This is a genomic window from Afipia sp. Root123D2, from assembly GCF_001425835.1.
Classification (GTDB): Bacteria; Pseudomonadota; Alphaproteobacteria; order Rhizobiales; family Xanthobacteraceae; genus Afipia.
The window spans coordinates 698,760-718,660 of sequence record NZ_LMDP01000003.1; the positions used below are offsets into that span (position 1 = coordinate 698,760).

Annotated in this window: 19 protein-coding genes and 1 tRNA gene; 9 read left to right on the plus strand and 11 right to left on the minus strand. The window is 61.6% G+C overall.

Annotation, left to right across the window (positions count from 1 at the left end):
• Nucleotides 1–19 precede the first annotated feature (19 nt).
• The 4 genes from sppA to aroA all read right to left on the minus strand — a co-directional run bounded on the left by sppA (nucleotide 20) and on the right by aroA (nucleotide 5,413).
• Nucleotides 20–1,000, minus strand: a complete 981-nt coding sequence (sppA, locus tag ASC80_RS18470; RefSeq protein WP_056301000.1) for a signal peptide peptidase SppA — start codon at nucleotides 998–1,000, stop codon at nucleotides 20–22.
• 322 nt (nucleotides 1,001–1,322) lie between these two features.
• Nucleotides 1,323–3,023 carry a 30S ribosomal protein S1 gene (gene rpsA / locus ASC80_RS18475; protein ID WP_056301003.1) on the minus strand — a complete coding sequence of 567 codons (1,701 nt, stop codon included), beginning with the start codon at nucleotides 3,021–3,023 and terminating at the stop codon, nucleotides 1,323–1,325.
• Between the two features lie 426 nt (nucleotides 3,024–3,449).
• The gene (gene cmk, locus ASC80_RS18480) at nucleotides 3,450–4,079 is read right to left on the minus strand and encodes a (d)CMP kinase (protein ID WP_056300301.1); all 630 of its coding nucleotides are present in this window, start codon (nucleotides 4,077–4,079) and stop codon (nucleotides 3,450–3,452) included.
• Entirely contained in the window at nucleotides 4,076–5,413 is a 1,338-nt protein-coding gene (gene aroA, locus ASC80_RS18485) for a 3-phosphoshikimate 1-carboxyvinyltransferase (protein WP_056300305.1), read from the minus strand. The genes cmk and aroA overlap by 4 nt, the downstream gene beginning before the upstream one ends.
• A 202-nt stretch (nucleotides 5,414–5,615) precedes the next feature.
• Between aroA and ASC80_RS18490 the strand changes: the two genes are divergently transcribed.
• From ASC80_RS18490 to ASC80_RS18530, 9 genes are all read left to right on the plus strand, one after another.
• Complete coding sequence (locus tag ASC80_RS18490) at nucleotides 5,616–6,020, plus strand: TIGR02300 family protein (protein ID WP_056300309.1); 405 nt, start codon at nucleotides 5,616–5,618, stop codon at nucleotides 6,018–6,020.
• 102 nt (nucleotides 6,021–6,122) lie between these two features.
• Nucleotides 6,123–6,198 (plus strand) — tRNA-Ala (locus tag ASC80_RS18495).
• Between the two features lie 186 nt (nucleotides 6,199–6,384).
• Nucleotides 6,385–7,590, plus strand: coding sequence for a CaiB/BaiF CoA transferase family protein (locus ASC80_RS18500; RefSeq protein WP_056300311.1), 1,206 nt, complete (start codon nucleotides 6,385–6,387; stop codon nucleotides 7,588–7,590).
• A gap of 243 nt (nucleotides 7,591–7,833) precedes the next feature.
• Nucleotides 7,834–9,153 carry a sn-glycerol-3-phosphate ABC transporter substrate-binding protein UgpB gene (ugpB, locus tag ASC80_RS18505; protein ID WP_082512659.1) on the plus strand — a complete coding sequence of 440 codons (1,320 nt, stop codon included), beginning with the start codon at nucleotides 7,834–7,836 and terminating at the stop codon, nucleotides 9,151–9,153.
• Nucleotides 9,154–9,279: 126 nt separating this feature from the next.
• Entirely contained in the window at nucleotides 9,280–10,161 is an 882-nt protein-coding gene (ugpA, locus tag ASC80_RS18510; RefSeq protein WP_056300314.1) for a sn-glycerol-3-phosphate ABC transporter permease UgpA, read from the plus strand.
• Nucleotides 10,161–11,009: a sn-glycerol-3-phosphate ABC transporter permease UgpE gene (gene ugpE, locus ASC80_RS18515; protein WP_056300316.1), complete on the plus strand. Its 849-nt coding sequence runs from the start codon at nucleotides 10,161–10,163 to the stop codon at nucleotides 11,007–11,009. Before ugpA ends, ugpE begins: the two co-directional genes overlap by 1 nt.
• A 13-nt stretch (nucleotides 11,010–11,022) precedes the next feature.
• Entirely contained in the window at nucleotides 11,023–12,114 is a 1,092-nt protein-coding gene (locus ASC80_RS18520) for a sn-glycerol-3-phosphate import ATP-binding protein UgpC (protein WP_056300319.1), read from the plus strand.
• A 148-nt stretch (nucleotides 12,115–12,262) separates the two neighbouring features.
• Nucleotides 12,263–12,688 (plus strand): Hsp20 family protein, encoded by a 426-nt coding sequence (locus tag ASC80_RS18525; protein ID WP_056300321.1) that lies wholly within the window; start codon nucleotides 12,263–12,265, stop codon nucleotides 12,686–12,688.
• Between the two features lie 51 nt (nucleotides 12,689–12,739).
• The gene (locus tag ASC80_RS18530) at nucleotides 12,740–13,006 is read left to right on the plus strand and encodes a BQ00720 family protein (protein ID WP_056300322.1); all 267 of its coding nucleotides are present in this window, start codon (nucleotides 12,740–12,742) and stop codon (nucleotides 13,004–13,006) included.
• A 95-nt stretch (nucleotides 13,007–13,101) separates the two neighbouring features.
• Here the strand turns inward: ASC80_RS18530 and ptsN are convergent, their stop codons facing one another.
• The 7 genes from ptsN to ASC80_RS18565 all read right to left on the minus strand — a co-directional run bounded on the left by ptsN (nucleotide 13,102) and on the right by ASC80_RS18565 (nucleotide 19,717).
• Nucleotides 13,102–13,563 carry a PTS IIA-like nitrogen regulatory protein PtsN gene (gene ptsN / locus ASC80_RS18535; RefSeq protein WP_056300324.1) on the minus strand — a complete coding sequence of 154 codons (462 nt, stop codon included), beginning with the start codon at nucleotides 13,561–13,563 and terminating at the stop codon, nucleotides 13,102–13,104.
• 142 nt (nucleotides 13,564–13,705) lie between these two features.
• Nucleotides 13,706–14,308: a ribosome hibernation-promoting factor, HPF/YfiA family gene (hpf, locus tag ASC80_RS18540; protein WP_056300326.1), complete on the minus strand. Its 603-nt coding sequence runs from the start codon at nucleotides 14,306–14,308 to the stop codon at nucleotides 13,706–13,708.
• A gap of 57 nt (nucleotides 14,309–14,365) precedes the next feature.
• Complete coding sequence (rpoN, locus tag ASC80_RS18545) at nucleotides 14,366–16,006, minus strand: RNA polymerase factor sigma-54 (RefSeq protein ID WP_056300328.1); 1,641 nt, start codon at nucleotides 16,004–16,006, stop codon at nucleotides 14,366–14,368.
• 88 nt (nucleotides 16,007–16,094) lie between these two features.
• On the minus strand, nucleotides 16,095–17,189 hold the full coding sequence (gene lptB, locus ASC80_RS18550; RefSeq protein ID WP_056300330.1) for an LPS export ABC transporter ATP-binding protein: 1,095 nt from the start codon (nucleotides 17,187–17,189) through the stop codon (nucleotides 16,095–16,097).
• 205 nt (nucleotides 17,190–17,394) lie between these two features.
• The gene (locus tag ASC80_RS18555; protein ID WP_056300332.1) at nucleotides 17,395–18,162 is read right to left on the minus strand and encodes an LptA/OstA family protein; all 768 of its coding nucleotides are present in this window, start codon (nucleotides 18,160–18,162) and stop codon (nucleotides 17,395–17,397) included.
• A 23-nt stretch (nucleotides 18,163–18,185) separates the two neighbouring features.
• Nucleotides 18,186–18,905: an LPS export ABC transporter periplasmic protein LptC gene (gene lptC / locus ASC80_RS18560; RefSeq protein ID WP_056300335.1), complete on the minus strand. Its 720-nt coding sequence runs from the start codon at nucleotides 18,903–18,905 to the stop codon at nucleotides 18,186–18,188.
• A 197-nt stretch (nucleotides 18,906–19,102) separates the two neighbouring features.
• Nucleotides 19,103–19,717 carry a ribonuclease D gene (locus ASC80_RS18565; protein WP_056300338.1) on the minus strand — a complete coding sequence of 205 codons (615 nt, stop codon included), beginning with the start codon at nucleotides 19,715–19,717 and terminating at the stop codon, nucleotides 19,103–19,105.
• Nucleotides 19,718–19,901: the final 184 nt, after the last annotated feature.

The following is a 19,901-nucleotide window of genomic DNA, read 5'->3' on the forward strand; positions in this document are numbered from 1 at the left end:
GAAACCGGATTCAAACCATTCAATTCGTCGTCGCCGGACGCCACAACGCCAGCATTCCTTCAAGACCGAGACGATCGGCCGACGATACGAGGCCGGTTTGTTCGAACTGCCGCGCGATCGCGCCTAATCCGAGCGCATCCAGCGCCATCGCGGCACTTGCGCGCAGGAAGGTCATGTCCCCGAAGCGCGGATTCAGGTTGAAATTCTTCACCGGCGTATCCGGCTTGATCTTCTTCTCGGCAACCAGCCACGCGACCGCGGCTTTCTCGTCGCCGAGTTGATCGATCAACTTGAGACCTACCGCCTGACGGCCTGTAAACACGCGCCCATCGGCCACTGTTTGCAGGGTCTCCTCATCCATGGCGCGTCGGGTCTTCACCAGATCGCGAAACCACGCGTAGGAGTCCTTGACCAGCGCATCGAGCGCCGCCCGTGCTTCGGGACTGGTCGGCTCATACCCGTTGGGTGCAGCTTTCAACGGCGAGGACTTTACTTCCTCGATCTTCACACCCACCGTCTTCAGCAACTCATAGACATTCGGAATCTGAAACAGCACGCCGATCGAACCGACCAGCGAGCTTTGCTGGGCGATAATGCGATCCGCAGCCAGTGCCGCGATATAACCGCCCGACGCCGCGAGGCCTTCGACAACCACAACGACCGGCTTCTTGGCGCGCAAACGGGTCAGCGCATCGTAAAGCTGCTCGGAGCCGGCGGTGGTGCCGCCCGGCGAATTGATATGGACGATGACGGCTGCGGCCGACGATTTTTCCAGCCGTTCCAGCGCTTCGACGCGCGCCTGATCGCTGCGGATCAATCCGTCGATCTTGATCCGCGCGATTTCGCCCGAGCCGGTAATGGCGCTGCGCCCTCCGGGCGTCGCCAGCACCGCCAGGCCAGCGATTGCAACGATCGCCACCAGCGCCGCGATGACCCGCCAGAAACTCAGCTTGCGGCGCATCCGGCGACGATCGATGATCACATCGGATTCAAACGTCATGGCCATTCTCCCGAAGACGCCGAAGGCCTTTCAGGCCGTCCGGAAAACTCTTGAACTTTCAAGAAGTGCAACGCAATTCGCGCGCGACAAGGTTGTGTCGGCACGACCTTGATATGAGGTGACTTCAATACATCAATTGCAACGCAATTTGAAGGCGGCACGACCGCTCGCGCTGTTTCGAGCATTCCAGTTTAGCGCTAACCGTCGCCTCCACGCCGCCGAAAAACACAGCAGCCCGCAAACAAAAAGGGCTCCGGAATATCCGGAGCCCGATTGTCGTCGTTCGCGGCCGTCACAAAAGCGACAGCCGGACTGCGAATGCTTACTTGTCCCGCTTCTTGAGCGCGTTGCCGAGAATATCGCCCAGCGTCGCGCCCGAATCGGACGAACCGTACTGTGCGATGGCTTCCTTCTCCTCGGCGACTTCCAGCGCCTTGATCGAGACCTGCACCTTGCGCGCCTTCTTGTCGAACTGGATGACGCGAGCGTCAACCTTTTCGCCGACGGCGAAGCGCTCGGCGCGCTGGTCGCCGCGATCGCGGGCCAATTCAGAGCGCTTGATGAAGGTGGTGAAGTCGGTGCCGGAGATCTGAACTTCGATGCCGGTATCCTTCACGTCGAGGATCTCGCAGGTCACGACGGCGCCCTTCTTGACGTCGCCGGGCTCCGCGAAGGGGTCGCCTTCGAGCTGCTTGATGCCGAGCGAAATCCGCTCCTTCTCGACATCGACATCGAGGACGATGGCCTTGACCATGTCGCCCTTCTTGAAGTTGTCGATGACCTGCTCACCCGGCTGCTTCCAGTCGAGATCGGAGAGATGGACCATACCGTCCACTTCGCCGTCGAGGCCCAGGAACAGGCCGAACTCGGTCTTGTTCTTGACTTCGCCCTCGACGATGGCACCGACGGGATACTTCTCGACGAAGACTTCCCACGGATTGCGCATGGTCTGCTTGAGGCCGAGCGAGATGCGGCGCTTGACCGAATCCACCTCGAGAACCTGCACTTCGACTTCCTGCGTCGTCGACACGATCTTGCCGGGATGCACGTTCTTCTTGGTCCACGACATTTCCGAAACGTGGATCAGGCCCTCGATGCCCGGCTCCAGCTCGACGAACGCGCCGTAGTCGGTGATGTTGGTGACGCGGCCGGTAAAACGCGAGTTCAGCGGATACTTGGCCTCGATGCCCTGCCATGGATCGTCCAGCAGCTGCTTCATGCCGAGCGAAATGCGGTGGGTCTCGTGGTTGATCTTGATGATCTTGACCTTGACCGTCTGGCCGATGGTGAGCACCTCGGTCGGATGGTTGACGCGGCGCCACGCGATGTCGGTGACGTGCAGCAGGCCGTCGATGCCGCCGAGATCAACGAACGCACCGTAATCGGTGATGTTCTTGACCACGCCGTCGATGACCTGACCCTCTTCGAGATTTTGGACCAGTTCCTGACGCTGTTCGGCGCGGGTCTCTTCGAGAACCGTGCGGCGCGAAACCACGATGTTGCCGCGGCGGCGATCCATCTTGAGAATCTGGAACGGCTGCGAGTTGTTCATCAGCGGCGCTACATCGCGGATCGGGCGGATATCGACCTGCGAGCGCGGCAGGAACGCCACAGCGCCGTCGAGATCGACGGTGAAGCCGCCCTTGACCTGATTGAAGATAACGCCGTGAACCTTCTCGTTGTTGTTGAAGGCCTTCTCGAGCTTGCCCCAGCTTTCCTCGCGGCGCGCCTTGTCGCGCGACAGCACGGCTTCACCCAGCGCGTTCTCGATCCGGTCGAGGAACACCTCGACTTCATCGCCGACCTTGAGGTCGTTCTCGCGGCCGGGGCCGTTGAATTCGCGAAGCGCCACGCGGCCTTCGGTCTTCAGGCCGACGTCAATGACGGCCATGTCCTTTTCAATCGCAACAACCTTGCCCTTGATGACGGAGCTTTCCTGCAGATTGCCGCCTGCGAAGGACTCGTCGAGCATCGCGGCAAAATCATCACGGGACGGATTATAAGAAGTAGCAGTCGAAGCCATTTGTTCTCCAAAATGCGGCGTGCCGGCAGTGGGGTTGATGAGCGTATCGCGCGTCCAGTGCCAAAGGTCCGCAACCTCTGACGACCGTTCCTGCAACCCGAAGGTCTGCGGAAACGGGCCGGCGGGTGCCTGCACGAGCGATACGGTAAAGTTCAGGTCCGGGGTCTGAAACGAGGTCGTCCTGACCTCATGGCATCGTCTTCAAGACCGCAGCGGGCGTTCCTCCAATGACGGCGGGAGATCACGCCCCCGGCCGGCCCGCACGGACAGCCTCGATAGGATCGATGCGGCCCGGACCGGGAGGATATAGCGGCGGGAGAAGGCCGGAGCAACCCTTCGGCCAGCAAAAACAGGCCTGTGGCAGGCATCAAGCCCGCATCAGGCCTCCTGAAATGCCGAAAACCAGCCCGAACGGTTCGTCAGCGCTCAGCGCCGCGCACGAGCCGCGTCGACAATGGCGATGGCAGCCCGCACCCCGCCCTCGATGTCGAGTTCCGAATTGTCGAGTTCATGGGCGTCATCGGCCCGCCGCAGCGGCGCCGCCGACCGGTTGCGATCGCGCTCGTCGCGCTTGAGGATATCGGCCAGCACCGCCGCCTCATCGGCCTGTTCGCCCCGCGCCCGCATTTCGAGCGCGCGGCGGTGGGCTCGTACCTCGGGCCTCGCCACCACGAAGATCTTCACCTCGGCCTCGGGACAGATCACCGTGCCGATGTCGCGGCCGTCGAGGACCGCGCCCGGAGGACCCGCCGCGAAATTGCGCTGGAACGCCAGCAATTCCCGCCGCACCTGCGGATGGGCCGAAACCACCGAAGCCGCCGCGCCAACTTCCTGGGTTTTCAGGGCCGCGTCGCCGAACACCGCCGGATCGAGCGCTTGCGCAATCCCCGCAGCCACTGCCTCATCGGCAAGATCGGCCCCGGCATCGAGCATGGCCTTGGCGACCGCGCGGTAAATCAGCCCAGTGTCGAGATGGCGGTAGTGATAGTGCGCAGCCAGCCGCTTGCCGAGCGTGCCCTTGCCGGAGGCCGCAGGTCCGTCGATGGCGATGATCATGAGAAATCCGCTCCCAGTTCACGCATCATCGGAATGAAATCGGGGAAGCTGGTCGCGATGAATGTCGTGTCGTCAATCTTCACCGGCGAATCGGCGGCCAGGCCCATCACCAGCGCCGACATCGCGATGCGATGATCCATATGGGTCGCGACAAGGCCGCTACCGGCGACATGACCCTTGCCTTCGACGATCATGTCGTCGCCCACGATCTCGACCTTCACGCCGTTGACGCGCAGCATGTCGGCGGTCGCCTCGAGCCGGTCGGATTCCTTGACGCGCAATTCCTGCAGTCCGCGCATGGTCGTGACGCCCTCGGCATAGGCCGCCGCGACAGCCAGCACGAGATACTCGTCGATCATCGACGGCGCGCGTTCAGGCGGCACGGTGACGCCGCGCAGGCGCGAACCGCACACGCGGAAACGCGCCATCGGCTCGCCGGTGTCGCCGCGCACGTCGCTTTCCTCGATCGACGCGCCCATCTCGCGCAGCGTGGTGAAAAGCCCTGTGCGCAACGGGTTTGTCATCACGTCGGTCAGCACCACATCCGACCCCGGCACGATCAATGCCGCGACGATCGGGAACGCAGCCGACGACGGATCGGCGGGGACGACAACATTCGCGCCGTGCAATTCGGGCTGGCCGGTGAGAGAAATTTTTCGACCGTGCGGGCCTTCGTTTTCCGAAACGATGGTTGCGCCGAAATGTGCCATCATCAGCTCGGTATGATCGCGGCTCGCCTCCTGCTCGATCACCGTGGTCACGCCGGGCGCCGACAATCCCGCGAGCAGCACCGCCGACTTGATTTGAGCCGAGGCAACGGGTGTGCGGTAGACCACCGGCAGCGGATCGCGCGCACCTTGCAGCGTCATCGGCAACCGGCCGCCGTCCGCGCTCGATGAAACTTTCGCGCCCATCAGTTCGAGCGGATCGAGAATCCGCCGCATCGGCCGGCTGCGCAAACTGGCGTCGCCATCGAAGGTCGCGGCGATCGGACATCCCGCCACCGCGCCCATCGCCAGGCGGCAGCCGGTGCCGCTGTTGCCGAAATCGAGCGGATTGTCGGGCGCGGCGAAACCTCCGACCCCGACCCCGTGCACCGACCATATGCCGGTTCTGGTGCGCTCGACCTTCGCGCCCAGCGCCTGCATCGCCTTGGCGGTGTTGAGAACGTCTTCCCCCTCCAAAAGCCCCGAAATCCGGGTTTCTCCCACCGCCAGGGCACCCAGAATCAGGGCCCGGTGCGAAATCGACTTGTCGCCGGGGACCCGGACCGTGCCACGGAGGGCACTGCTGGCGCGGGATTCGAGCGGGGTGGGCTGTCCGGAATGGCTCAAAATGACGATCCTCTTCGTTCGCGGCTCCTAACACGGGACCGGAAGCGCGTCACGAGGCTAAACACCTGTATTGGCGCATGATCTCGGCGCCGGCTGGGTGTCGTCACCCTGCCGTGCGCGATGGAGCGTAAACCGCTATTGACAGCGGCTGCGCAACTAGCCAAGTGAAGCACCGTTTTTCGAAATCCCCAGGACTTCAGCCGTGGCAAAAGCCGATCTCGGAACCAAGCGTATTTGCCCGACGACGGGCAAGAAATTCTACGACCTCAACAAGAACCCGGTCATCTCGCCCTATACCGGTGAAGTTGTGCCGATCGCACCGGTCGCGCCGCCGCGTGGACGAAGCGATGCCGCTCGCGCTTCCGCCGCTGCCGAGGCCACGCCGGAGCCCGCAGAGGCTGAAGAGTTGGTGTCGCTCGAAGAGGCCGATGCCGAGGAGAATTCCGGCAAGGTCAAGGCGGTGCTGCCCGAATCCGAGGACGATATCGAAGCCGATGACAGCATCGACGACGATGACGATGATTCGACATTCATCGCCGAGGAAGAAGAGGACGCTGAGGACGTGACCGATATCATCGGTGACGTTTCCGGAGATGAAGAGACTTGAGATCGGGCCTGAATTGTGATTGTTCAGGTTCTTCTCTGATTTGAGATCGGGCGAATTCGGATATAGCACCGAAACCAGACGGTGTCGGATTCGCTTCGTGATGGGGCCATAGCTCAGCTGGGAGAGCGCTTGCATGGCATGCAAGAGGTCGGCGGTTCGATCCCGCCTGGCTCCACCATTTCTTCCCCGCCTTCCTCCTTTGTATTTCCTTGCCTACCCGCGCACGAAAGCCGCTCGCCGGAATAGGCGGCCTGCTCGACGGCGATATTGACGCACAGCGATCAAACCTTCCAATGTGATCCGCAACCGTCGCCCCGCGCGGCGACATGAACCCGTTTCCGATTCACAATCGAAGGTTGACCTGATGACGACACAAGCTGCGGCCGGAGCAATGGCGGGACTGCGCGTAATCGATTTGTCGCGGGTTCTCGGCGGCCCCTACTGCACGCAAATCCTGGCGGACCACGGCGCCGACATCGTCAAGGTCGAACCGCCGGCCGGCGACGAGACCCGCGACTGGGGCCCTCCGTTCCATGACGACGACGCGGCCTACTTCATCGGCACCAACCGCAACAAGCGTTCGATTGGCATCGACCTCGCCTCGGACGGCGGACGCGAAGTGCTGATGCACATGCTCAAGGATGCCGATGTCCTGATCGAGAACTTCAAGCCGGGCACGCTCGACAAATGGGGCATCGGCAACGACTTCCTGCGCGCGAAGTTTCCGCGCCTCATTCATTGCAGGATCTCCGGCTTCGGCGGCGACGGACCGCACGGCGGTCACCCCGGCTATGACGCGATCATCCAGTCGATGGTCGGCATCATGGCCTCGACCGGCTCGCCCGAAAGCGGCCCGACCCGCGTCGGCGTCGCGCTGGTCGACATGACCACCGGCCTCTATGCCTGCACCGGCATCCTGATGGCGCTCGCCGAACGGGAGAAGTCGGGACTCGGCCAGTTCATCGAAGCAACCCTGTTCGAAACCGGTCTTGCGATCATGCATCCGCACACGGCGAACTTCTTCATGCATGGCAAGCCGCCGGCACTCACCGGCAACGAGCACCCCAATCTCGTGCCCTATGCGGTGTTCGCGGCGCGTGACGGCAACATCTTCATGGGCGTCGGTAACGACGCGACCTTCCGCAAGCTGTGCCGCGAACTCGGCAAGCCGGAACTCGGCACCGATCCGCGGTTCGCACGGAACCGCGACCGCATCGAGCATCGCGACCAGCTGCGGGCGGAACTCGAGGCGATTCTGAAGGAACACGACAGCGAACCGTTGTGCCGGAAACTGCTTGCCGCAGGCCTGCCCGCAGGTCCGGTCCAGTCGATCGACAAGACGCTGGCGAGCGAACACGTCAAGCATCGTGGCGATATCATCGAGAAGGACTGGTACAAGGGGATTGCCTCACCGATCCGTTTCGATCGCACCAAAGCGAGCCTGCGGCTGGTTCCCCCGACCTACAGCCAGCACGCCGACGAAATCCTGACGGAATTCGGCTACTCGACCGACGACATTGCCGCCCTGCGTGCCAAGGGCATCGTCTGCGGGCCGGAACGCAAGCGCTGATCCGGTGTCCCGCGCGATCTGAGGAAGGCCGGCCCTTGGGCCGGCCGCAACACCCCTGACCGCCTGCTGGCATGTTCGACTTTCGGCGCGATTGTTTCGGTTTTTTCGATAAGCCGAAGCATTTTCCACTTCCCATCGAAGTGCTTCCCCCATTACGATCATCACGCGTCCGTCATCCAGCGCTGATAGCGCTGCAACAATCGCAAACGACTGGCGATGACGGCGTTTATGGGAGGAGCTTTAATGACGACGATGCGACATCTCGGCCTTGGCTTGGCCGCTTCCACACTTATCGCGCTGGCTACGCCGGCGCAGGCAGTCACCGAAATCCAGTGGTGGCATGCCATGACCGGCGGCAACAATCAGGTTGTCGTCAAGCTCGCCGAGGATTTCAACGCGTCGCAATCCGAGTACAAGGTCGTCCCGACCTACAAGGGCGGCTATGCGGATACGATGAATGCCGGCATCGCGGCATTCCGCGCCGGCAATGCGCCGCACATCATCCAGGTGTTCGAGGTCGGCACCGCAACCATGATGGCGGCGACCGGCGCGGTGAAGCCGGTCTACAAGCTGATGCAGGAGACCGGCGAGAAGTTCGATCCCAATGCCTATCTGCCGGCCATCACGGGTTACTACTCGACTTCGAAGGGCGAGATGCTGTCTTTCCCCTTCAATTCGTCGTCGACGGTGATGTGGGTCAATCTCGACGCCCTGAAGAAAGCCAACATCGCTGAAATTCCGAAAACCTGGCCGCAGGTGTTCGAGGACGCCAAGAAACTCAAGGCGGCGGGCTACACCACGTGTGGATTTTCAAACGCGTGGGCGACCTGGGTCAATCTCGAGCAGTTGTCGGCCTGGCATAACGTTCCGCTGGCTTCAAAGGCCAACGGTCTCGACGGCTTCGACACGGTGCTGGAATTCAACGGCCCGCTGCAGATCAAGCATCTGCAAACCCTGATCGAACTGCAAAAGGACAAGACCTACGACTACTCCGGCCGCACCAACACCGGTGAAGGCCGCTTCACGTCCGGCGAATGCCCGATCTTCCTGACGTCGTCGGGCTTCTTCGGCAACGTGAAATCGCAGGCCAAGTTCAACTGGACCAACGCCCCGATGCCCTATTATCCGGACGTCAAGGGCGCACCGCAGAACTCGATCATCGGCGGCGCCTCGCTGTGGGTGATGGGCGGCAAAAAACCCGAAGAGTACAAGGGCGTTGCCAAGTTCCTCGCCTTCCTTTCGGATCCCGACCGTCAGGTCTATATCCACAAGGCTTCGGGCTACCTGCCGATCACCAAGGCCGCTTATGCCAAGGCCAAGGAGGAGGGCTTCTACAAGGAACAGCCTTATCTCGAAACGCCTTTGCTCGAACTCACCAACAAGCCACCGACCGAGAATTCGCGCGGCCTGCGGCTCGGCAACATGGTGCAGTTGCGTGATGTCTGGGCGGAAGAAATCGAGCAGGCTCTTGCCGGCAAGAAGTCCGCCAAGGAAGCGCTCGACGCCGCTGTGTCGCGTGGCAACACGATGCTGCGTCAGTTCGAACGCACCGCCGTACACTAAGCTCCAGGATGCATTGCCGGACCTGTTTCGGCAGTGCATCTTCTCCCCGGGATAACGGAGACGCGGCGTGCAGCCAGGACGGCTTGCACGCCGCAACCGGGCTCGGCGGGTGACGGTCAGGAATTCATGCAGAAGCAATCCGTCTTCCATACACGCTGGCTGCCGATTGCGTTGATCACGCCGCAATTGGCGATCGTCCTGATTTTCTTCTATTGGCCGGCTGCACAGGCGGTGTTTCAGTCATTCCTGTTGCAGGATGCTTTCGGACTTTCCACCACCTTCGTCTGGTTCGAGAACTACCGTGAACTGCTGAGCCAGCCTGATTATTTCAGCGCCATCGTGCGCACCTTCGTATTCTCCTTCGCAATTGCCGGGTCCTCGCTGTCGCTGGCGCTGCTGCTGGCCGTGATGGCCGACAAGCCGCTGCGCGGCAGCGCGATCTATCGCACCCTGCTGATCTGGCCCTATGCCGTGTCGCCGCCGGTCGCCGGTGTGCTGTGGATTTTCATGCTCAACCCCTCGCTCGGCGTCCTTGCCCACGGCTTGCGCGCGCTCGGCGTCGACTGGAATCCGCTGCTCGACGGCAATCAAGCGGCCACACTTGTCATTCTCGCCGCGGCATGGAAGCAGATTTCGTACAACTTCCTGTTCTTCCTCGCCGGCCTGCAAAGCATCCCGCAAAGCGTCCATGAAGCTGCCGCGATCGACGGCGCGCGGCCGATGCGCCGCTTCTGGACCGTGACCTTTCCGCTGCTGACGCCGACGATCTTTTTCCTGATCGTCGTCAACGTGGTCTATGCCTTCTTCGACACCTTCGGCGTGATCGACACCATGACGCGCGGCGGCCCGGCGAACTCCACCCAGACGCTGGTCTACAAGGTTTACGTCGACGGCCTGCTCGGCGGCAATCTCGGAAGTTCGGCCGCCCAGTCCGTAATCCTGATGGGAATGGTGATCGTCCTCACCGCCGTCCAGTTCCGTTTCGTCGAACGCAAGGTAACCTACTGATGGTCGAGCGCGAGGGCTTCCGGCGCTATGTCGCCCACGGCATCCTGTGGATCGGAATCGCAATCGTCGCGTTTCCGGTCTATCTGGCGTTCGTCGCCTCCACCCAGGACAACGCCGTGATCGCCAACGGGCAGATGTCGCTGTGGCCCGGTAACCATTTTATCGAGACCTACTATCGCACGATCTTCATCGGCACCACCGGCACCACCCGCGAGCCGGTCGCGATGATGCTGTTGAACTCATTCATCATGGCGATGTCGATCGCGCTTGGAAAAATCTTCATCTCGATCCTGTCCGCCTATGCCATCGTCTACTTCCGGTTTCCGTTCCGGATGTCGGTGTTCTGGCTGATCTTCATCACGTTGATGCTGCCGGTCGAGGTCCGCATCTATCCGACCTACAAGATCGCCGCCGATCTCAACCTGCTCGACAGTTATTCCGGTCTCGCGCTGCCGCTGATCGCATCGGCCACGGCGACGCTGCTGTTCCGGCAATTCTTCATGACGGTACCCGACGAATTGCTGGAAGCCTCGCGCATCGACGGTGCCGGGCCGTTCCGCTTCTTCAAGGATACGCTGCTGCCGCTGTCGCGCACCAACATGGCGGCGCTGTTCGTGATCCTCTTCATCTACGGCTGGAACCAGTACATCTGGCCGCTGCTGATCACCACCCGCGACGACATGCAGACGATCCAGGTCGGCATCCGCAAAATGATCGTGACGTCCGACGCGCTGACCGAATGGCCGATCGTGATGGCGACCGCCGTGCTCGCGATGCTGCCGCCGGTCGCGATCGTGATCGTGATGCAGAAGCTGTTCGTGCGCGGACTGGTCGAAACCGAGAAGTAGGAATTGAACTGAAATGGCCAATGTCGTTCTGCGCAATGTCCGCAAGACCTATGCCGGCGGAGTCGATGCCATCAAGGGCGTCGATTTCGAAGTCAGCGACGGGCAGTTCTGCGTGCTGGTCGGACCATCCGGCTGCGGCAAGTCCACGCTGCTGCGGATGGTGGCGGGACTGGAAACCATCACCAGCGGCGAGATCGACATCGGCGGCCGCGTCGTCAACGAGATCGAGCCCGCCGATCGCGACATCGCCATGGTGTTTCAGAACTATGCGCTTTATCCGCATATGACCGTCTACAACAACATGGCCTATGGCTTGCGCAACCGCGGCATGGCCAAGCCCGAAATCGACAAGCGCGTTCGCGACGCGGCACAGGTTCTCGAAATCGGCCCGATGCTGGATCGCAAGCCGCGGCAATTGTCCGGCGGTCAGCGCCAGCGCGTCGCAATGGGCCGGGCCATCGTGCGGCAACCGAAAGTGTTCCTGTTCGACGAGCCGCTGTCGAACCTCGACGCCAAGCTGCGCATCGCGATGCGCGTCGAGATCCGCAAGCTGCAGCGCCGGCTCAAGACGACGTCGATCTACGTCACCCACGACCAGCTCGAGGCGATGACCCTCGCCGACATACTGGTGGTGATGAATGGCGGCGTTGTCGAGCAGATCGGCAAGCCGCTCGACATCTACCAGAAGCCGGCGACCACTTTCGTGGCCTCCTTCATCGGCGCGCCGCCGATGAACCTGATGCCGATGAATGAGAGCGACCTGAAACCGCTCCTTCCCCACGGCGCCACGAGTGCCGTTCTGGGCGTGCGCCCCGAGGATCTCATCATCGCGACGGACGCGGCGCCTGCCGGCGGGCTTGAACTCGAACTGGTCGTCGACGCCATCGAGCGGGTCGGACCGGAAACCTTCGTCTACGGCTCGCGCACGCACAGCAGCGGTACACCGGCTGTCGGCGCAACGCCGGGCGAACTTCCGCCGGGCGAGGTCATCGTCCGGGTTCCCGGACAGCACGCCCCTGCCATCGGCGAGCGGATTCGCGTGACAGCCCCCCGCGACAAGCTGCATGTGTTCAGCGCCGACGGCCGGAAGCGCCTCGACGGCTAGGCAAAACCACCCTTTTCGGCGTTCCCATCCGTCTTGAACCTTCGGTCAGCCATCGCCATATTGTGGGCATCCGGAGGGGGCTGGCATGCCGCCGGTAGGGCGCCGAAAGGGCCTTAACTGCCAAAGTCGCTTCGAGAGGACTTTGTGAATGTCTCGTGTTCCTTCGTTGTCCAGTCCGTTCCTTTTGGGATTCGACGAAATCGAGCGTGCGCTCGATCGCGTCGTGAAAGGCGCCGACGGCTATCCTCCGTACAACATCGAGCGGTGCGACCGCGACAGCGGCCAACCCGAACGCCTGCGCATCACGCTGGCGGTCGCTGGTTTTACCCGCGAACAACTCGATGTGACGACTGAGGAAAACCAACTCGTCATCAGGGGCCGCCAACAGGACGACAAGGCCCGGCAATATATCCATCGCGGCATTGCGGCGCGCCATTTCCAGCGCACCTTCGTGCTCGCCGATGGCATGTACGTGCTGGGCGCGGATCTGAAGAACGGGCTGTTGTCCATCGATCTTGCCCGGCCGGAACCGGAGCGGGTCGTTAAGACGATAGCCATCAATGAACACGAATAATGGAACTGGTAGCGGACTCGACCGCTTAGTGTTGTAGAGGAGTCGAGGACAATGACTGAAGCAAACACCGTGATTTTCGAGCCGGCTGTCTCACCGGAAGCACTGGCCACCCTGGGCGAAGGCCATATCGCCTACGTCAAACAGATTCGCTCGGAAGACGTGCCGGGTCTCTTTCCGCAGGCGCCGCATCTTGCGCCGGGATTGAAACTGTTCGCGCTTCATGCCGCGGACGGCACACCGATCATGCTGACTGACAGCCGCGAAGCGGCGGTCGCGAATGCATGGAGTAACGAGCTTGAGACCGTCAGCGTTCACTGACGCTCGCTCGCAGACTGCGCACAACAAAGCGGCGGTGCGATGAGCGCCGCCGCTTTTTTATTTTCCGCGATTCCAGATTTAGCGCGGCAGGTTTTTTACGCCGCTGTCGCCGGCGGTAACGCAAGCACCGAATAGATCGCTTCGGCATCGCGCGATGCCCGCAACTTCTTGGCGATGTCCTGATCCCGCAGCAGGCGAGCAACCCGCGCCAGCGCCTTGAGATGATCCGCACCCGCACCCTCCGGCGCAAGCAGCAAAAACATCAGATCCACCGGCTGGCCATCCATCGCCTCGAAATCGATCGGACGCTCGAGACGGGCAAACATGCCGAACAGCTTGTCTAGCTTCGGAAGCTTGCCGTGCGGAATCGCAACGCCATAGCCGACAGCAGTGGTGCCGAGCTTCTCACGTTGCAGCAACACCTCGAAAATCGACCGCTCGTTCTGAGTGGTCAGAACAGCCGCCCGCGCCGCGAGTTCCTGCAGCGCCTGCTTCTTGCTGTTGACCTTCAACGCCGGGAGAATCGCCTCTGGAGCGACCAGGTCCGTAATCGTCATGGAGTATTCCGAGGGTGAAGTTAAGCCGCTGGACCGGTTATCAAATCTCGATGGAATCGGGGGCCGGAACCCACCCGGACCCGAGGCCTGCAAAGGCGGCGGACCATAGGGAGGCTCCGGCAGGGCGTCAATGGCCCCTCAACTAGTTAGATACCGGTGGATCCACCCACCCGACATTGCCGTCCGAGCGCCGATAGATGACGTTCACCCGGCCGCTGCCACCGTGCTGGAACACCATCGCGGACGCCCCTGTCAGATCGAGTTCCATCACGGCCTCGCTCACAGACAGTTGCTTCAACGACGTCGTTGATTCGGCAATGATCACCGGATTGAACGCCGTCACCTCTTCATCGTCATCCTGACTCAATCCTTCGATGACGTAATTCGATGCGTCGATACCCGGCATGTCCAGGGTCTTCATCGCGGCCGATTCGGCATACGACTTGCGCGCGGAGCGGTCCTTCAGTCTGCTCTTGTAACGCCGCAGCCGTTTTTCAATCGACACCAGGGCCTGATCGGCACTGGCGTAGGCATCCGCGGCGATCGCATCCGACTCGAGTGTGATTCCGGAATCGAGATGGAGCGTGCAATCGGTGCGGAACCCGAAGCCGTCCTTGCTCAGCCTGATGTGTCCGGAATAATTCCCGTCGAAATATTTTCGCAAAACCTCGTTGGTGCGATCGACGACCCGATCGCGCATTGCATCGCCGACATTGATACTCTTACCGGAGACTCGAAGTGTCATGTCATGCCTCGCTTCCTCGTCAGACCGGACAAAGGATCGCGACAGAACGCGGTGACGTCAAGCGGGAGCGGTGTCGCGGGACCGGTCGACAGATAATGTAGTTGCTGTCAGCGCATTGCCAAGCATACTCTGCTTGTCGCGACGGCGTTGCACCGACGAGGGAATGCGCATAGCCTCGCGATACTTGGCGACAGTGCGGCGCGCAATATCAATGCCATCCGCGCGCAGCCGTTCCACGATGGTATCGTCGGATAGGATCGCCGAAGGAGCTTCGGCGTCGATCAGTTGCTTGATGCGGTGCCGCACGGATTCTGCCGAATGGGCGTCGCCGCCATCCGCCGACGCAATCGACGCCGTGAAGAAATATTTCAGCTCGAAAATACCACGGCTGGTCGCCATATACTTGTTGGCAGTCACACGCGACACCGTCGATTCATGCATCTGGATCGCATCGGCAACCGCCCTGAGATTCAGCGGACGCAGATGCGCGACGCCCTGGGTGAAGAAGCCGTCCTGTTGACGGACGATCTCGGTCGACACCTTGAGGATGGTGCGGGCTCGCTGATCGAGTGCACGCACTAGCCACGTGGCGTTCTGCAGGCAATCGGTGAAGTAGGCCTTGTCGCCGTCCTTGCGGATCGTCTTCGACAGTTCCGTATAATAAACCTGATTGACCAGAACCTTCGGCAGCGTGTCGCTGTTGAGTTCGACCAGCCAGCCGCCGTCAGGGCCCGACCGCACATACACATCGGGCACCACCGTCTGCGCCTTGGCCGAACCAAACTTCAATCCTGGTTTTGGATCGAGGTGCCGAATCTCGCCGATCATCTCGGCGATGTCCTCGTCGTCGACACCGCAGATTCGCCGCAACGATGCGAAGTCGCGTTTGGCGAGTAGATCGAGATGCTCGACCAGCGCTTGCATCGCCGGATCGTAACGATCGCGCTCGCGCAACTGAATGGCGAGGCACTCGCTCAACGAACGCGCGCAGATACCGGGCGGATCGAAAGTCTGAAGAATTGAGAGCACCGCCTCGACTTCGCTTTCGGAGGTGCCGAGACGCTCTGCGGCCTGCCCCAGATCCACAGGCACGTAGCCTGCGTCGTCGACAAGATCGATCAGGTATTTTCCAACGAGCCGCCGCGATGGGTCGGTGATCGTAACGGCGAGCTGCTCGGCGAGATGATCCTGCAGCGACGCCTCCGCGGCAACAAAGGCTTCAAGATTGTAGTCGTCGTCATTCGATGCGCCGCCGCCCCATTCGGTATAGACGCTCGGGGCCGAGTCCTGCGCGGTGCGCGCGGCAGCTTCCGACGGCTCTTCCGAAAAGACATTCTCCAGTCCGGTGTCGAAAGTCTGTTCCATTTCGGCGCGGGTGCCGAGATCGCGGTTGATCCATTCCTCGGCGGCGGAATCGCCGCCACCCTCACCGCCGTCGCCGGTGGAGGAAAAATCATCGACGTCATGTCCGCCCGAGGATTGAGCCTGGCTAACCGCCGGCTCTGTCTGCTCGCCGCGCACCGGCGGTTCGCCCTCCTCGTTGGCGCGCTCAAGGAGCGGATTGCGCTCAAGCTCCTCTTCAACGAACGTCACGAGGTCGAGATTCGACAATTGCAGCAGCTTGATCGCCTGCATGAGCTGCGGCGTCATCACCAGCGACTGCGACTGGCGGAACTCTAATCGTTGGGTGAGTGCCATAAATGCAAGATCCGGCCAGACTTGGTCCGATTCTTGCTTAGTACGTTTGCGCCGCAAAGTACACGGCTTGACGTTCCGTAAAATTGGCCTAGAGGCGGAATTCCTCGCCAAGATACAGGCGGCGCACATCCGGATCGTTGACGATCTCGTCCGGATTGCCTTCGGTCAGCACCTCGCCGGCATAAACGATGTAGGCACGATCGGTCAGACCCAGCGTCTCGCGGACATTGTGGTCGGTGATGAGAACGCCGATGCCGCGATTGGTGAGGTGCCGCACCAGATCCTGAATATCGCCCACTGCGATCGGATCGATGCCGGCGAACGGCTCGTCGAGCAGCATGTAGTTCGGCCGCGTCGCCAGCGCGCGCGCGATTTCGACGCGGCGGCGCTCGCCGCCCGACAGCGCAATCGACGGCGACTTTCTCAGCCGCGTGATGTTGAATTCCTCGAGAAGCGAATCCAGTTCGCGCTCGCGCTTGCGCTTGTCGGGCTCGACCACCTCGAGCACGGCGCGGATGTTGTCCTCAACCGAAAGTCCGCGAAAGATCGAGGCTTCCTGCGGCAGATAACCGATGCCGAGCCGCGCGCGCTGATACATCGGCAGGCTGGTGACGTCGTGACCGTCGAGCTCGATGCGTCCGCGATCGGCCTTGATCAGGCCGGTAATCATGTAGAACACCGTTGTCTTGCCGGCGCCGTTAGGGCCGAGCAGGCCGACAGCTTCACCGCGCCGCACGTAAATGCTGACGCCGCGCACCACTTTGCGGGTGCCGAAACTTTTCTCGACGCCGTGGACCGCCAGGTAGCCGGCGCGCGGCGCGGCGCGAACCGGCGCGGCGCCGTTGCCGGTGTTGCGCGGGCGCGGCCTGTCCTCGCGAACAGGATTTGAAACAGGCTCGCGCGACACGGCACGCGGAATCGGCGGCGCATCGCGCTCGAACGATGGCAGGTCCTGCGACGGCACAGCCGTCATCGCGACGCGGTCAGGCTGACGCACGTCGCGCGGCGGCATCGGCACCTCACGCACCGGCTCAGGCGGTGGAACCGCCGTCTCGCCGATCACGCTCTTGAACATGTCGCCCATCCGCTCGCCGAACGAGGTGATGTCCGCGCGCGTACGTGCGAACCCCTGGCGACCGCGCGCGGGGACACGACGACGAAACATGCGCAGGAAATCAGCCATACCTGCTTCGATCAGCCTTTCACGGCAATGCGCCGCGATTCCGCGGCGGCAAAGCTTCGGGTTTGCCCTGACCCGACACGATCGCTGTTGGGCAACATGCCGCTTTTTGCATCAGCATGAGTGAGTGGACGCCCTTTGCCCAGCACAACGCGGCGAGCCTGCCCGTCGTCCCGGCGCCGGGTGATACAGGCTTGCGGGCAAAGGTTCAACCTCGGGTTCGGCCGTTGTCCGGCAAAGCATTGAGCTTCAACGGCTTTCCGGCTGGGCGGATTGTCTTGCTCTTGCTATCGCCGTCCTTGTTGTCCTTGCCGCCCTTACCGCTATCGCTCCCTGGAAGGAGGCCGCCCATCGGGGAACCGCCGCCCTGCGACGACGACTGGAACATGCCCTGCACGCCCCGGCCGCTGCTGGACTCGACGCGCGACACCCCGGTGGTCATGTCGACCACCAGCCGGTCGCCACGCAGCACATTCTTGTCCTTGGTCAGCACCACGCCGCCCAGCATCGTGACGGTATTGGCCTTCATATCGAAGATGCCGGTCTCGCCGGTGACGGTTTGCTCTTTCTGGGTCACGATCACGCCGCCTTTTGCCTCCAGCCGCCTGATCGACGAACTGCCGCCGGGACCGGGCGATGCCGATTTCATCGCCGGCTTCTTGCCGTCCTTGCCCTGATCGTTGTCGTAGAACACCACGAGGGTCTTGGAACGCATCGTGGTGTCGCCCTGCACCACCTTCACATTACCGGAGAACGTCGCGATCTTGTCCTTGTCGCGCATCTCAAGCGACGCCGCTTCGATCTGGATCGGCTTGTCGCGATTCTGCGAGAAACCCTGCATCGCGTTTGGAACACCCTGCACCGAACTGCCTTGCGCTTGCGCGGCAGCGGCTCCGAGCAGGACGATGCCGGTAAGTACAGCGGAAAATGCCAGCCGCCACAGGCGGCATATGGAGCGAGCGTGACGTTCACACATCAAACAAAACATCCTGAGGAAAATCATCGGGCGGCCGCATCGCCTGCGGCGTCAGCGTCTTCCGGCCTGGCCGAATCGGAATTGGCGCCTGCGGGCTTCGCTTCCTCCGGAATCAGAATCATCGACACGCCGCCTTCAAAACGAACAACCTCGCCATTCTGCGTGATTTCCAGCCCCTGCGCATCGAGCGTGCCATTCAACAGCTTGACCGCCACGGGCTCGTTCGACGTGACCGTGCCCTTCGCCATATCGACGCGCGCCTGCGACAGCCGCGCCTCATAACCGGTGGAGGATTGCAGGAAAATATTGTCCTTCAAATTCAGGACCTGCGATTTGGTATCGAACAGGCCCGAGCGCGCATCCATGGTCAAACCGGATTTGTCCTCCATCTGCACCTTGGCGCGCAATTCCTGAAGCTCGACATTGGTGGGCTTGGTGACATCCTGTGTGGCGGTCTTTGCCCACAATTCGTAAGGCCGCTGATCGGGCGTAAACCCCGAGAGATGAGGCGACTCCATCGTGATTCGGGTCCCCGAGACCACCAGATTATCAACCTCGAGCGGCAGCTTCGCCAGAATCCGGAACGGATTGAAAACCGATATCAGCAGAACGGCGAGCAGCGCGATGATGACAGCTGCCGGCACCGCCTTGCGCAGAATGCGGACGCGACGGCTGTGCCGCGCGGCGATCGCGAAGCGCGCATCCGAGGCGGCTTGATAGGTCTGGCCTTGAACCGAATACAAAAAGCCGCTCCGGGGCGTTGGATCTGGCGGTCGATACGCGAAGGCGCCGGATCATTCTATGCCGGACCGCTGCATTTTGCAGCGGGTTTCGGTGATGATCCGGGCCCCAAGAGGGCAAGGAGTGTGACCGAAACGGGGCGAAAGCCACAGCCCACATCATTTGGCGCAAAAATGGAGGTTTGCCCCGCCGGACGACATTACGAATGGGCGAAAATGTCGTCGTTCTCCCAACCCTGTAAATCCAGTTTTGCCCGCGAGGGCAGAAACTGGAAGCAGGCCTGTGCCAGTTCCTTCCGGTTCTCGCGCGCCAGCATGGAATCGAGCCTCTCGCGCAGGGCATGAAGATGCAGCACGTCGGACGCCGCATAAGCGAGCTGCGCATCGGTCAGGGTTTGCGCGCCCCAGTCGCTCGACTGCTGCTGCTTGGACAGGTCGATGCCGAGAACCTCGCGCGTCAGATCCTTCAGGCCGTGGCGATCGGTATAGGTTCGCACCAGCCGCGACACGATCTTGGTGCAATAGACCGGCTGCGGCATGACGCCGAAGGCGTGAAAGAGCACTGCGAGATCGAAACGAGCGAAGTGAAAAATCTTGGTGACCTTCGGATCGCCAAGCAGCTTTTTCAGATTCGGCGCATCGGTGTGGCCGGCCGGAATCTGCACCACGTCCGCGGTGCCGTCGCCGTTCGAAAGCTGCACCACGCAGAGCCTGTCGCGATGCGGATTGAGACCCAGCGTTTCGGTGTCGATCGCAACCGACGTCGTGTAGCGGGAAATATCGGGCAGGTCGCCGCGATGCAGGCGGATGGTCATGGTTTACAAAACTTTCGGTCCAGAAATTACTCGAATCGATGCCATTTAAACTACTGCCCAAATCCCCTGCCGACGAGGGGAGGATGGATTCAATTTACCGGTTAATTATCGGCAAACCACGAACCATTCCTGCAATGACCCGAGCAGATGCCGACTGCCACCATTTGAACTCCGGACAAAATAG

What these genes read in the sequence shown, in the direction of transcription:
- ugpE (WP_056300316.1), top strand. Translation starts at nt 10,161, where the DNA reads ATGGTCGAGCGCGAGGGCTTCCGGCGCTATGTCGCCCACGGCATCCTG.
- ASC80_RS18565 (WP_056300338.1), bottom strand. Translation starts at nt 19,717, where the DNA reads ATGACCATCCGCCTGCATCGCGGCGACCTGCCCGATATTTCCCGCTAC.
- ASC80_RS18525 (WP_056300321.1), top strand. Translation starts at nt 12,263, where the DNA reads ATGTCTCGTGTTCCTTCGTTGTCCAGTCCGTTCCTTTTGGGATTCGAC.
- cmk (WP_056300301.1), bottom strand. Translation starts at nt 4,079, where the DNA reads ATGATCATCGCCATCGACGGACCTGCGGCCTCCGGCAAGGGCACGCTC.
- lptB (WP_056300330.1), bottom strand. Translation starts at nt 17,189, where the DNA reads ATGGCTGATTTCCTGCGCATGTTTCGTCGTCGTGTCCCCGCGCGCGGT.
- sppA (WP_056301000.1), bottom strand. Translation starts at nt 1,000, where the DNA reads ATGACGTTTGAATCCGATGTGATCATCGATCGTCGCCGGATGCGCCGC.
- ASC80_RS18500 (WP_056300311.1), top strand. Translation starts at nt 6,385, where the DNA reads ATGACGACACAAGCTGCGGCCGGAGCAATGGCGGGACTGCGCGTAATC.
- rpoN (WP_056300328.1), bottom strand. Translation starts at nt 16,006, where the DNA reads ATGGCACTCACCCAACGATTAGAGTTCCGCCAGTCGCAGTCGCTGGTG.
- ugpA (WP_056300314.1), top strand. Translation starts at nt 9,280, where the DNA reads ATGCAGAAGCAATCCGTCTTCCATACACGCTGGCTGCCGATTGCGTTG.
- rpsA (WP_056301003.1), bottom strand. Translation starts at nt 3,023, where the DNA reads ATGGCTTCGACTGCTACTTCTTATAATCCGTCCCGTGATGATTTTGCC.
- ASC80_RS18530 (WP_056300322.1), top strand. Translation starts at nt 12,740, where the DNA reads ATGACTGAAGCAAACACCGTGATTTTCGAGCCGGCTGTCTCACCGGAA.
- ASC80_RS18555 (WP_056300332.1), bottom strand. Translation starts at nt 18,162, where the DNA reads ATGTGTGAACGTCACGCTCGCTCCATATGCCGCCTGTGGCGGCTGGCA.
- ugpB (WP_082512659.1), top strand. Translation starts at nt 7,834, where the DNA reads ATGACGACGATGCGACATCTCGGCCTTGGCTTGGCCGCTTCCACACTT.
- ASC80_RS18520 (WP_056300319.1), top strand. Translation starts at nt 11,023, where the DNA reads ATGGCCAATGTCGTTCTGCGCAATGTCCGCAAGACCTATGCCGGCGGA.
- ptsN (WP_056300324.1), bottom strand. Translation starts at nt 13,563, where the DNA reads ATGACGATTACGGACCTGGTCGCTCCAGAGGCGATTCTCCCGGCGTTG.
- hpf (WP_056300326.1), bottom strand. Translation starts at nt 14,308, where the DNA reads ATGACACTTCGAGTCTCCGGTAAGAGTATCAATGTCGGCGATGCAATG.